This window comes from Mesobacillus jeotgali, from assembly GCF_002874535.1.
GTDB classification, from domain to species: domain Bacteria; phylum Bacillota; class Bacilli; order Bacillales; family Cytobacillaceae; genus Mesobacillus; species Mesobacillus jeotgali.
In genome coordinates this window covers 3,650,038-3,663,512 of the sequence record NZ_CP025025.1, presented here as the reverse complement: position 1 = coordinate 3,663,512, position 13,475 = coordinate 3,650,038, and the positions used below count along the sequence as shown (strand labels likewise).

General features: G+C 44.3%; 11 protein-coding genes. 7 read left to right on the top strand and 4 right to left on the bottom strand.

The features are described from left to right. Window positions 1-161 precede the first annotated feature (161 nt). The 3 genes from CD004_RS18510 to CD004_RS18500 all read left to right on the top strand — a co-directional run bounded on the left by CD004_RS18510 (window position 162) and on the right by CD004_RS18500 (window position 5,392). Window positions 162-1,856 (top strand): serine hydrolase domain-containing protein, encoded by a 1,695-nt coding sequence (locus CD004_RS18510; protein WP_102264091.1) that lies wholly within the window; start codon window positions 162-164, stop codon window positions 1,854-1,856. Between the two features lie 52 nt (window positions 1,857-1,908). Further along, window positions 1,909-4,032: a glycoside hydrolase family 3 protein gene (locus tag CD004_RS18505; protein ID WP_102264090.1), complete on the top strand. Its 2,124-nt coding sequence runs from the start codon at window positions 1,909-1,911 to the stop codon at window positions 4,030-4,032. A gap of 97 nt (window positions 4,033-4,129) precedes the next feature. Then, window positions 4,130-5,392: an exo-beta-N-acetylmuramidase NamZ family protein gene (locus CD004_RS18500; RefSeq protein WP_102264089.1), complete on the top strand. Its 1,263-nt coding sequence runs from the start codon at window positions 4,130-4,132 to the stop codon at window positions 5,390-5,392. Between the two features lie 40 nt (window positions 5,393-5,432). On the opposite strand, the gene CD004_RS18495 is transcribed toward CD004_RS18500, so the two are convergent. After that, window positions 5,433-5,645, bottom strand: coding sequence for a methionine aminopeptidase (locus tag CD004_RS18495; RefSeq protein ID WP_102264088.1), 213 nt, complete (start codon window positions 5,643-5,645; stop codon window positions 5,433-5,435). 207 nt (window positions 5,646-5,852) lie between these two features. Between CD004_RS18495 and CD004_RS18490 the strand changes: the two genes are divergently transcribed. Continuing rightward, a complete protein-coding gene (locus tag CD004_RS18490) occupies window positions 5,853-6,293 on the top strand; it encodes a Dps family protein (RefSeq protein ID WP_102264087.1) in 441 nt (146 codons plus the stop codon). Between the two features lie 362 nt (window positions 6,294-6,655). Here CD004_RS18490 and CD004_RS18485 read toward each other — a convergent pair whose 3' ends face one another. Continuing rightward, a complete protein-coding gene (locus CD004_RS18485; protein WP_102264086.1) occupies window positions 6,656-6,964 on the bottom strand; it encodes a winged helix-turn-helix transcriptional regulator in 309 nt (102 codons plus the stop codon). A 221-nt stretch (window positions 6,965-7,185) separates the two neighbouring features. On the opposite strand from CD004_RS18485, the gene CD004_RS18480 reads away from it, so the two are divergent. Further along, window positions 7,186-8,043, top strand: a complete 858-nt coding sequence (locus tag CD004_RS18480) for a VOC family protein (RefSeq protein ID WP_102264085.1) — start codon at window positions 7,186-7,188, stop codon at window positions 8,041-8,043. A gap of 271 nt (window positions 8,044-8,314) precedes the next feature. Further along, complete coding sequence (locus CD004_RS18475) at window positions 8,315-8,950, top strand: FMN-dependent NADH-azoreductase (protein WP_102264084.1); 636 nt, start codon at window positions 8,315-8,317, stop codon at window positions 8,948-8,950. 229 nt (window positions 8,951-9,179) lie between these two features. Here the strand turns inward: CD004_RS18475 and katA are convergent, their stop codons facing one another. Further along, window positions 9,180-10,640: a catalase KatA gene (gene katA / locus CD004_RS18470; RefSeq protein WP_102264083.1), complete on the bottom strand. Its 1,461-nt coding sequence runs from the start codon at window positions 10,638-10,640 to the stop codon at window positions 9,180-9,182. Between the two features lie 598 nt (window positions 10,641-11,238). On the opposite strand from katA, the gene CD004_RS18465 reads away from it, so the two are divergent. Further along, entirely contained in the window at window positions 11,239-11,826 is a 588-nt protein-coding gene (locus CD004_RS18465) for a cell wall hydrolase (protein ID WP_102265165.1), read from the top strand. A gap of 82 nt (window positions 11,827-11,908) precedes the next feature. Here the strand turns inward: CD004_RS18465 and dacB are convergent, their stop codons facing one another. Continuing rightward, a complete protein-coding gene (gene dacB / locus CD004_RS18460) occupies window positions 11,909-13,393 on the bottom strand; it encodes a D-alanyl-D-alanine carboxypeptidase/D-alanyl-D-alanine endopeptidase (protein ID WP_102264082.1) in 1,485 nt (494 codons plus the stop codon). Window positions 13,394-13,475 lie beyond the last annotated feature (82 nt).

Below are 13,475 nucleotides of genomic sequence, written 5' to 3'. Positions count from 1 at the left end.
CCCGGGAGAGCAGTCACGGGATTTTTCTATTTTTCAGGAGGGTTGGGTCTATAGTGGTATAGACATCTATACTGTTATTTAGATAGTCTAAGATTACAGCATGAAAGCCTTTTCAAAGTTTAATAGATTAAATGGAGCAATAGCTCGGAAAAGGAGGAAACATGAAGAACAAATCATTGTCGATTGCATTAGCAGCAGTTCTCGGTACAGGAATGATGATTCCGGTGTCATTTGCGGATGGCAATCAACCACCAGGGGGAACGATTGAACAGCGGGAGGGCAAAGGTGGCTTCAAGGAAGTCCATCCTGTATTTTCATGGGACAAGCCAGGCCCTTTATCGCCAGTGCTCCATAAAGGATCGGTTCGAGGAGCGGGCATGGTACAGCAGCCGCTAGACGAGATCGACGGGCATATGGAAAAAATGATTGCTGCTGGCGTGATGCCAGGTGCTGTCGCGTTCGTCGCTCGCCGCGGCCATATCGTGAAGCAGAAGGCATATGGATTTGCCTACAGATATGAAGATGACCAATTCACTGAATCTAGTGAACCGATCAAGATGGAGGAGGACACTATCTTCGACCTTGCCTCTATCAGTAAAATTTTCACCACCACAGCAGCTATGGTTCTTTATGACCAGGGAAGGTTCGAGCTCGATGAGAAAGTCTCTGAGCACATTCCTGAATTTGCTGCTAACGGAAAGGAAGACGTCACGATCAGGCAGCTCCTTACCCACACATCTGGTTTCACTGCATGGGTTCCCCTCTATACAAAAGGAAGCAGCCGCGAAGACAGGATGAATCTTGTCTTGGAGCATCCGTTAAAAAATGAGCCGGGCAGTACTTATACATACAGCGACCTCAACATGATCACGCTCGGTTTGTTGATCGAAAGGCTCTCAGGCCAGCGCCAGGATGAGTTTGTCAAAGAGCATATAACACAGCCGCTGGGCATGAAAGAAACAATGTACAATCCTCCTTCATCACTTAAAAAGCGGATCGCCGCGACAGAATACCAGCCATGGACGAACCGCGGAATCGTCTGGGGAGAAGTCCATGATGAAAATGCCTGGTCACTGGATGGTGTTGCAGGACATGCTGGAGTGTTCTCGACGGCAGAAGATCTCGCCAAGCTGGCTCATATGTATTTGAATGACGGGCGTTATGGCAGCGAAGTCATTTTAAAGCCAGAAACAGTGGAAATGATCATCGAAAACCAAATCCCAGAGTTCCCTGGTGATGACCATGGTTTAGGCTGGGAGCTCGCCCAGGGATGGTTCATGGATGCTTTATCAGAAGGAACCTCCCTTGGACATACGGGTTATACCGGCACCTCGATTGTCGTAAACAGAAATAATGGCACGATCGCAATCCTGCTTACCAACAGGGTCCATCCAAGTCGAAGTACGGTTTCAACCAATGTTGCGAGGAGACAGCTGGCAAGACAGGTTGCCGATTCCATCCCGGTAAATATTCCGGATGGGTCAGCATGGTTTTCAGGGTATGGAGACAAGCTCCAACGCACGATGACTGCAGAGGTAAAACTTGAAGAGACTGCTAGACTATCATTCGACACCTGGTATCGGATTGAAGCAGATGCTGATTATGGTTATCTGGAGATCTCCGAAGACGGTGAAAACTGGGAACAAGCAGCTGTTTTTACTGGCACCAGCGTTGAATGGGATACAGCGGAGGTTGAAATTTCGGCAGCAACCAAGCACGTCCGTTTCCGCTACGAAACGGACAGTTATACAAATGGACGGGGCTGGTATGTCGACAATATCAGACTGGTAACCTCTGATGATAAGAAGGTTGAGCCTGATTTTTCAGGAGAAGGCTGGCAGCAAAGAAATTACTGATTTTAGTAATTTTCAATGAATTGGATAAAATATGCAAAATGGAGGAGATACGATGAGGAAACTCAGCAAGCTTATGCTTTATACACTAGTGTTCGTTCTGGCTTTTTCACAAATGATTCCCGGCATTTCTTTGAAAAAAGCCAATGCCGAGGAAAAAAACCAGGTGGAGGACCTGGTGATTTACGAAAACATTCCAGAAGCGGAAGCAGCAGTAAAAGATGGAAACCTCCAATTGAAAGCACTCCATGTATATTCAGAAGGAAATTTCTTGCTTGCATCTGAAAACCTTGACTGGGAGTCTTCGAATAAAAATGTCGCAACAGTGGACCAGGGTGGAAATGTGGAGTTTACAGGGCAGAATGGACGGACGTTCATTACAGTGAGAGACGGTACTTTCAAGGACCGAATCGCACTCGATTATAAAGTGAAACCCTCCTCTAAAGATGAAGGTGAAAAAAGAAAGCCTGAATCGGAAGCGTTGGTCATTAAGCAGGAGGGCCAGCGCTATGATTTGATTGGCAATGCAATCAGCAAAATGAGCCTGGACGAAAAAACAGGGCAAATGCTGATGCCGGATTTCAGGAACTGGAATGGTAAAAATGTAACCGAAATGCTGCCAGAGATCGAGCAGCTTGTGAAAAAATATCATCTGGGCGGAGTCATCCTTTTCCGAGAAAATGTCGTTACAACAGAACAGACAGCACGCTTAGTATCCGATTATCAGGAGGCGGCTGAAAAATTCGGCCTGCTGCTGACGATTGACCAGGAAGGCGGGATTGTCACAAGGCTTCAATCTGGTACGGATATGCCAGGGAACATGGCATTGGGAGCGACACGCTCACCAGAAATCGCTTATAACGTAGGCAATGCAATCGGAGAGGAACTGGCGTCATTGGGTATCAACATGAACTTTGCACCGGTTATGGATGTTAATAACAATCCGGACAACCCGGTAATCGGCGTCCGCTCATTTGGCGAAGACCCACAGCTTGTTGCTGACATGGGTGTAGCGTATACAAAAGGACTCCAGGCCGCTGGTGTCGCCGCGACAGCGAAACACTTCCCGGGACATGGGGACACGGCTGTCGATTCCCACCTTGGACTGCCTGAAGTTCCGCACGATAAAGAACGCTTGAAGGAAGTCGAGTTGTATCCTTTCCAAAAAGGAATGGAAGCAGGTATTGATGCGATTATGACAGCACATGTCACTTTCCCTAAAATCGATGGAACAAAAGCAATCTCCCAGAAAACCGGGGAAGAAATCGCCATTCCTGCTACCCTTTCATACAAGGTCCTGACAGGGCTGATGCGTGAAGAAATGGGATATGAAGGCGTCATCACAACTGATGCGATGAATATGAAGGCAATCGCTGACCATTTCGGCCCTGTGGATGCAGCCATCCGCGCGGTACAAGCAGGCACGGATATCGTCTTGATGCCGGTCGGTCTTGAAGAAGTAGCAGCTGGCATGCTGGAAGCTGTAAAAAATGGCAAGATTTCCGAAGAACGAATCGAGGAATCGGTTAGACGCATTTTAACCCTGAAGATAAAAAGAGGCGTGATCAAGGAAGAAACGCCTGTTTCAGTTGAAGACAAGATTGGGAATGCAGTGAAAGTGGTCGGCTCTGCTGAGCATAAGCAAATTGAAAAAGAAGCGGCTGAGAAATCAATCACTTTGGTTAAAAATGATGCAGGATTGCCTCTACAGCTGGAAAGCAGTGAGAGGGTCGTCGTTGTGGGCAACACTTTTATCAGCGGCCTGGGTGATGCGATTAAAAAGCGCCATGAAAATACAACTGTCATCTCATCTTCAACTTATAAGCTGACTGAGGATCAGCTGGAACAAATTAAAAACGCCAGCGCTGTGGTAGTCGGCACCTATACTTACAATGTATCAGGCCGTACACCTTCTAGTGCTCAGATGGCAATGGTCAACCAGATCATTAAGCTTGCAGATGCTCCTGTTATCGGTGTTGGCATCCGCAATCCATATGACATTATGGCTTACCCTGAAATTGACGCATATCTAACCCAATACGGGTTCCGTCCAGCAAGCTTTGAAGCAGCAGCCGGAGCGATGTTTGGTGAATTCACGCCAACAGGGAAGCTGCCGATCACGATTCCTGATTATAATGGCGGGGTCCTTTACGAATTCGGCCATGGATTAACCTATTAAAAAGTATATAGGCGGGCTTCATGAATGCGGCCCGCCTTTTTAATGACTGAAATCAACATTAGTAGTTTTAAAATCTATTATACTAGGAGTGAGCATATTGAAAAAATGGCTGGCAGCAGTATTGACGACCGTCCTCATCCTCTCTTCATTGACGATTGCGTTGGCAAATCATGATAGTGGACAGGGCAAAAGCCAGGACCTGAAGAAATTCAAGGTTGGTGCAGAAGCACTGCTCGAAGACCACAAGGATTTAATCAAAGGCAAGCGAGTCGGACTGATCACGAATCCTACTGGAGTAGACCAAAATCTGACGAGTGTTGTCGACCTGCTTTTCAATGCTCCTGATGTCGAGTTGACCGCACTTTACGGTCCTGAGCATGGCGTGCGTGGAAGCGCACAGGCTGGAGCTTATGTAGAGTACTATATCGATGAAAAAACACAACTTCCTGTATACAGCCTTTACGGTAAAACGAAGAAACCAACACCTGATATGCTCGAAAATGTAGATGTCCTATTGTTTGACATTCAGGATGTAGGAACCAGGTTCTATACGTATATTTACACAATGGCTTATGCGATGGAAGCGGCAAAGGAAAATGATATTCCATTCATCGTGCTTGACCGTCCGAATCCGCTTGGCGGTGTTAAGGTTGAGGGACCTGTCCTCGAAACAGATTATAAATCCTTTGTAGGAAACTATGAGATCCCTCTGCGTCATGGCATGACCGTAGGTGAGCTGGCGAAGCTCTTTAATGAAGAATTCAACATTGGCGCAGACTTGACTGTCGTTGAGATGGATCGCTGGAAGCGCACAATGCATTATGATGAAACGCCTCTGGAGTTTGTTATGCCATCACCAAACATGCCTACCCTGGATACTGCATTCGTTTATCCGGGAGCAGCATTGATTGAAGGAACGAATGTATCGGAGGGAAGAGGGACGACAAAACCGTTTGAGCTGATCGGGGCACCGTTCATCAATTCCGATGACTTGTCCGCAAAATTGAACTCTTTGAAGCTTCCAGGAGTAAAGTTCAGGGCAGCATCGTTCACCCCGACGTTCTCAAAGCATGCAGGCAAACTGTCACATGGAATCCAGATTCATATTACCGACCAGGATTCATTTGAGCCGATTGTAACAGGACTTCATATTGTAAAAACAATTCACGATATGTATCCTGAAGACTTCCAATTCCGTGCAGAAGACAGCAGGGGAATTTCCTTCTTCGATCTTCTGACAGGAAACGGCTGGATCAGGGAAGAAATTGAAGCCGGAACATCCGTCGAAGAAATCCAGACGATGTGGCAAGATGAATTGAATGAGTTCAAGCAAGTGAGGGAAAAGTACCTTCTCTATTAAACGATAGAAAAAATGGCCGCTGCACAAGCAGTGGCCATTTTTAGGTCGTACTGTTGTTCCAATCTGTATATAATCCACTGCCGCTGCAGCCAGGACATTCGTATGGTGCCGCATAATAAACAAACTCATTCGCGGAAAAAGCGTAATATCCTCTGCCATGGCAATCCGGGCATTTATTCTGGTCCTTCATATTAGTAAGGTGGTTTTCGTATCTTGCATTTCTCCATTGGTTGAGCGCATTGATTAATCCCATTCTTTTACACCTCCACTTCTATGCATAGTTTGGAGAAATCATTACTTTATTATGTATAGTTTATGGAGAAATTTGGTTTTTGACCCGGTACTAGCACACAACTTGTCTAAAAAGTTGACAGTCCTGTGAACAATTCCGGGCTCAAACCCTATGTTGGATAATCTTGGACTATAATGAACCCGTACATATAAATAGGAGGGATCCAAGATGAAAAATGAATTGACGCAGTCAGTAAACAAGCAAATCGCAAACTGGACTGTACTCTACTTTAAGCTCCATAACTATCACTGGTATGTGACAGGTCCGGAATTTTTCACTCTGCACGCAAAATTCGAAGAGCTATACAACGAAGCGGCCCTACATATCGATGAACTTGCCGAAAGATTACTGGCAATGGGTGACAAACCTGTCGCAACAATGTCCGCTGCACTTGAACTCGCCTCTGTAAAAGAAGCATCAGGGAATGAAAGCGCAACTGATATGGTCGCAAGCATAGTAGATGACTATTCAACAGTGATTCATGATCTAAAGAAGGGTATGGAGCTGGCAGAGGAAGTCCATGATGAAACAACAAGCGACCTGCTTCTTTCCATTCACTCCGGTTTGGAAAAGCATATGTGGATGCTGAACTCTTTCCTGGGGAGATAATAAATGAGGAATGCAAGACGTATGCAATGGCATACGTCTCTTTTTATGGTTTTACGATAGCATTTTAAGCAAGAGGCAACAGCGAAATGTCTAACAAAAGAGGTTATTGGACATTTTCAGTATGATACCTTAGCGAAATGTCTAAAAACAGAGGTTTAATGGACATTTCAGTCAAGGTGCAGGACCGGAATGTCTAAAAACAGAGGTTTAATGGACATTTCGAGCAAGCTGCGGGAGCAAAATGTCTAATAAATGCCTTATCAAGTCTTGTTTGGCTTTTTGAATATCGTTATATGTTCAAAAGTAAAAAAGCACCCATTAAACGGGTGCTTTAGATGAGGGGTTCTTTGTGAAGCTATTATTTATGCCTCCAGCCAGCTCTTTGACCATTTTTCTATTTCTCTCATAAGAGGTTCCAGTGCCTTGCCTTTTTCCGTCAATGAATACTCGATCCGGACCGGGGTTTCAGGATGGACTTCGCGTCGCACAATTCCTTCGCTTTCCAAATCCTTCAACCGCTCTGAAAGCACCCTTCCACTTACTCCCATCGAGGATTCAATCGTACAAAATCGCTGCGGTCCAGTAAGCAGCTGGTATATGATCAAGCCAGTCCAACGCTGGCTTAGGATTGTCATGGCTTTTTCAAATCTTGGACAAATCGACTTATCCATCTCAATCACTCCTTACTAACATTATAAACATATCAATTGAAAATTAAATTACTTTTTATAAAAAGGATACTTGACGTAATTTAATTACAGTTATATAGTTACTTACATAAAGTAACTTAAACAGATTACTGAAATGGCAGTATATGAGCACATCTTGGTTTGGCTACCCTGGCTATAACCAACTTAATACGGAATTCTCAATCAAAAAGGAGGAAGTGAATATGAACTTTCATCAACCGCCAGTCACTTTTGTGGGGCAAGTAAATATAAAAGTAGAGAACCTGGAACGTTCCCTTGCTTTTTATGAAAAATTAATTGGCTTTAAGATATATGACAAAACGGATACGTCCGCTCTGTTAACTGCCGATGGAAAAAATGTGCTATTAAGCATTGAGCAGCCATCAGATGTGATTCCAAAGAAGGGAAGAACAACTGGCTTGTATCATTTCGCGCTCTTGCTTCCAGAAAGGAAGGACCTTGCGAAAGTGTTGAAGCATTTCCTGCAGACTGGATATCCTTTGCAGGGGGCATCTGACCATCTTGTAAGTGAAGCACTGTATTTAGCAGATCCGGATGGAAATGGTATCGAGATCTATACAGACAGACCAGCTACAAAATGGGAATGGAATAAGCAGCATGTGGTGATGGCCACTGAAGCATTGGATGCCGAAAACCTTTTTGCAGAGGGGATGGAAGGTACATGGAATGGGCTACCTGAAGGGACAGTGATGGGGCATATCCATTTACACGTTGCAGAACTAGATAAAACTGAGGAGTTTTACACAAAGGGACTTGGTTTTGACGTGGTAAGCCGATACGGTCCGCAGGCTCTCTTCATTTCTTCAGGCAAGTATCATCACCATATTGGGCTGAATACCTGGAATGGTGTAGGTGCTCCCAAGCCTGAAGCCAATAGCGTTGGACTCGACTCATATATCTTGGTATTGCCGGACGATATAAGCCTGAAAGGTACAATAGCCCGCTTGAAAAAAATCGGTGCACAGGTGTCAGATGAAAATGGCACATTCATTACTACTGACCCGTCTGGAAACCAAATCAAGCTGGTAACAGCTATGTAATTATGACTCTGTCATACCTGTTTACACATTAATTCAACCAAAGTCTAAACGGGAGTAAGGCCGCAAGCCTTGCACTTCGATTATGCAGTGCAAGGCTGGGTAAAGTTAAGTTATGAAGCTGAGATTTGCAAACACATTAGATATATAGACGAGCATTTCTTTTGACCTTTGATGAAAAACGGATTAATATCTCGAAGTAAGCTATTTTAATTCCGAGATTTATCATCTTCGAAATAGTTTTTAAAATTTAGACAGAATAGGGGAATATAACATGGCTAAAGTTTTATACATCACAGCACACCCACTGACTGAAGAACAATCTTTCAGTCTAGCAGCAGGAAAAGCGTTCATCGATACGTACAAAGAACAAAACCAGAGTGATGAAGTCATTCATCTGGATCTATATAAAGAAAACATTCCTCACATCGATGCCGATGTTTTAGGCGGATGGGGCAAGCTGCAAAAAGGAACTGAGTTCACTGAACTGACAGCAGACGAACAATCAAAAGTAGGCCGTCTTGCTGAACTGGTTGACCAGTTCACAGCAGCAGACAAATTTGTTTTTGTGACACCGCTATGGAACTTCTCATTCCCTCCAGTCATGAAGGCATATCTGGACGCAGTTGCAGTAGCAGGTAAAACATTCAGATATACACAGGAAGGACCTGTCGGTTTGATGACAGACAAAAAAGCCCTTCACATCCAGGCCCGCGGAGGTTACTACTCAGAAGGACCGGCAGCAAACATGGAAATGGGAAATCGCTACATCGAAACAATCATGAACTTCTTCGGTGTACCTTCAATGGAATGCCTATATCTCGAAGGCCACAATGCGAATCCAGAAAAAGCACAAGAAATCAAAGCAAACGGAATCGCACGTGCTAAGGATTTGGCACACACGTTTTAATGAATAATAGACGAAGCAGGCCGGTGTATATCGGCCTGCTTTATTAGATAGAGGGGCTTTAACGGCCACTTTTTCAGGAAGTCGCACTGAGTTTGTCCGATAGAGCCTGTCTAACGGACACTTTTACAGGAAATATTCCTGAGATTGTCCGATAGAACCCAGCTAACGTTCGTCACCTTACAGATGAAAAAAACGGATGCCCTATAAAAGGCATCCGTTTCTCGTAACATTAAACTTCCTGTGGAACCTGCAGGCCCAATCCTTGAGCAATGCGTGTTCCGTATTCTGGATCAGCCTTATAGAAGTGGCCGATCTGGCGGAGTTTGATATCGTCGCGCTGAACTGGCTTCATAGCAGCGACAATATTAGCGACAAGGCGTTCGCGTTCTTCCTCGCTCATCAGGCGGTACAGGTCACCAGCCTGGGTGTAATGGTCGTTATGGTCGTATCCAACATTTTCAGCAAAGCCGCTGACAGGGAAGGATGCCTGCTTGTGTTCATTCACTTCAGTTGGTCCTCCGAAACTATTAGGCTCGTAGTTTACTGTTTTGCCTCCATTGCCGTCGAAGCGCATCTGGCCATCACGCTGGTAGGAGTTCACTTCTGATTTAGCCCTGTTGATCGGAAGGTGATTATGGTTTGCGCCAACTCGGTAGCGGTGAGCATCAGCATATGCAAACAAGCGGCCCTGCAGCATTTTATCAGGTGATACATCGACACCAGGGACAAGGTTTCCAGGAGAGAATGTAGCCTGCTCAACTTCCGCGAAATAATTTTCAGGGTTACGATCCAATACCATGCGGCCGACTTCAATCAGTGGATAGTCCTTCTGCGACCATACCTTTGTGACATCGAATGGATCAAAACGATATGTGTTCGCATCCTCAAGTGGCATGATCTGCACATATAACTTCCATGCAGGGAAGTCCCCAGCTTCAATCGCATTGAACAAATCTTCTGTATGATAGTCAGGATTTTCGCCTGCAATTTTAGCGGCTACATCTGCTGTAAGATTTTTCACGCCTTGTTCTGTCTTGAAGTGGTACTTGATCCAGACGCCATCACCCTCGGCATTTGTCCACTTGAACGTATGGCTGCCGAAACCGTGCATGTGGCGAAGGGTAGCCGGAATGCCGCGATCGGACATCAAGATTGTTACCTGGTGCAATGCCTCAGGCGAAAGTGACCAGAAATCCCAAACAGCATTTGGATCCTTCAGGTGAGTCTGAGGGTTTCTTTTTTGTGTATGGATGAAATCAGGAAACTTGATCGCGTCGCGGATGAAGAATACCGGAGTATTGTTACCGACGATGTCATAGTTTCCTTCCTCTGTATAAAACTTCACTGCGAAGCCGCGTGGGTCACGGACAGTATCCGCTGATCCAAGTTCACCGGCAACGGTTGAGAAGCGGATGAACATAGGTGTCTTCTTGCCAACCTCTGATAAGAAAGCAGCCTTTGTATATTGAGTCAGGTCATTTGTCACTTCAAAATAACCATGTGCTCCAGCGCCTTTTGCATGCACAACACGCTCCGGAACACGCTCACGGTTAAAGTGCGCCAATTTTTCCAGCAAGTGTACATCTTGAAGTAAAGTAGGACCTCTATGTCCTGCAGTCATGGAGTTCTGGTTGTCCCCAACCGGGGCTCCCCAGCTTGTAGTAAGTTGCTTATTTTGATTATTGCTCATCATGATCCCGCCTTTGTAGTGAATTTGGTTTATAGCTAAATGATAACACCTTTCAATTAAAAATCAATACTTAATTATAATTATTTTAATTAAGTAATTAATATAAGTTATTAATCTCCCTGCGGGTATATGAATTAGCTATTTTTGATTACATGTGTTGGATATGAGTTGGTCGATATAATGGGGAAAGTGATCGAAATATTTTCTAATATGGTCGATAAAATCAAAAATTCGCTGATATATTGCTAATGTGATCGATATATTTTGTTTTTCGCCAATAAAATAAAATCTTCCCATGATGATACTGCGAGATGATAGCGAATTCGTTTCATTTTTAAAAAAAATAGCAAACTACCAGGTTACAAACCTGTAACACTATGTAAAATTCGGACCGTAAACTTACAAGTCTGGTTATAGTAGGAAAGCGGGTGGAGGTGGAATAATCTTCTAGGTTTAAAAAGAATCAAGCGGCTTCAATGGATGGCAGAGGTTTCTCCTTGTTGGCACTTATTGGACAATGAATAACTATGTTACAACTGCTAGCCTTATTAGTAGAGAAAGAGAGCATCACTACTGGGAGGTATGGAAAATGAGAAAAATGAAAAAAACATTGGCAGCGCTAACAGCGGTGGTATCCTTATCATTATTTTCAATGGGCGCAGCTGCTGAAGCAGCAACGTACCAGGTGAAAAAAGGAGATACTATGTGGGGAATCTCCAGCAAATATGGTGTGCAACTGACAGAATTGAAGAAAGTAAACAATAGAACTAGCAATCTACTATATCCAGGACAAAAGTTGACCATCCCGGCTTCAGCCGTGTCTGCAGCAGATCAGGACTTGCTTGCAAGGCTTGTCCACGCAGAAGCAAAAGGCGAGCCATACGCAGGGAAAGTAGCAGTAGCAACTGTTGTCTTGAATAGAGTAGCAAGCCCAGAATTCCCTAACACAGTAAAGGGAGTTGTCTATGAGAAGTCAAACGGCTACTATGCTTTCACTCCTGTGAAAAATGGTGCGATCAATAAGCCGGCAGATGCAGAGTCCAAGAAAGCTGTAAAAGAGGCTCTCGCTTTCAGAGGCCAGGGAAAAGGTTCATTGTTCTTCTTTAATCCGAAAACTGCAGTGAGCAAGTGGGTATTTTCAAGAGAAGTAACCGTGACAATCGGAAATCATAGATTCGCTAAGTAACATTAACCAAAGGTAACCAAAGTTTCATGAACCAGGCCGAAAAAAGCCGTTCAGATTCTCAATCTGTACGGCTTTTTCTCATTTATGGCTGTCTTGCAAGAATTTTAACAAGTTCATCCTCAACCTTCCTGCCTTCTCTATCATCCAGCAGATTATTCAATAAAATGGTAAAAATAAGGGTTTCTCCGCTGCTTGTTTTTACATATCCAGCTAGTGTGCTAACACCTGTGAGAGAGCCTGTTTTGGCCTTGATTTTATTCATAATGGCTTCATCTTTCAATCTATTTCTCAATGTCCCGCCAACCATCCTGTCTTTGGCACCTGCAACTGGAAGTGAATGCTGGAAAGCAGGGAACCATTTTTCTCTTTGGGCAAGATAGAGTAGTTTTGTGATTTCGTTGGCTGGAATGAGATTGGCGTGCGAGATTCCGGATCCGTCTCGCAACACAAGCCTGCTGCTGTCAATCCCAATTTTGGAAAGCTCTGCATTCATGACCTCAAGTCCCTTTTCCCAGCTGCCATCACCATGAACGACTTTGCCCATTTCCTTAACAAGTACTTCGGCATGTCCGTTATTGCTTAGTTTCATGAAGGGTATCATCAGCTCTGCAAGCGGCATAGATTTATGGGAAATTAACTTAGTCTTTGTCTCCGTCGCACGTCCCGTTATAATTTTCCCAACAACTTTTATCCCATGATTCTCTAATGACTTTTTAAAAAGACTTCCTGCATATAGGGAAGGCTCCCAGACGGCGACCCATTCTCTTGCTTTATGAGCGTTGACCGGGATTGTTCCCCCTACTATTATGTTATTCGACCCATGCTCACCTTCAATTTTCACCTCATGTTTTCCCTTAGCACCTACTGTTACCGTTTCATTTAAGATTTTTACATAATCGGTTTCAGGTTCAAGCGAAATGTTTGCTGCTTTTCCTTTCTTTCCTGGAAAAATATTGACAATAACAGTGCCTGCATCATAATCCTGATTCGGTGAAGCAGTAAGGGCGGAAACCTGGGCGCCATAATATTGATGCTCATCATTCCAGGTTAAATCTTCAGAATAACGGACATCATCATACCAGCTATCATCAGCCACTAAATCGCCAGAGACCTTCTTGATTCCCTTATTCTTAAGTTTTTTTGCCATTTCGTCAAAGTCTGCTGGAAGCAGGGTCGGATCACCCATCCCTTTTAGATAAAGGTCACCGGCAAGCGTTCCACCGTCAATTTTTCCATCTGCCAAGACTTCAGTTGTAAAGCGGTATTCTTCCCCTAAAACCGAATATGCCGCTGCAGCTGTAAACATCTTCAGCACCGAAGCCGGCTGCAACCGAGTATCCCCAATATGCTCGTACAAAAGTTTTCCATCTTCCGCAGACCTGATGCTGACACCAGCCAAAGCTCCATTAAGTACCGGCTCATCTGTTAACAGCTTACTTATTTCTGTGGATAACTCCCCACTAGGCTCAACAGCTCTGGCTGGAGGTTCATCTGTATGAAAAAACGGAATGATGGCTAAGATGGTAACAAGTGAAAATATGATGATTGCTGTAGTCTTTTGCTTCAATTTTTAGTTCGCTCCTTTCATTTCTCAACTGTATTCGACAGGGAATTTCCCAATAACCAACTAGTAAAGTCTATGATAATGT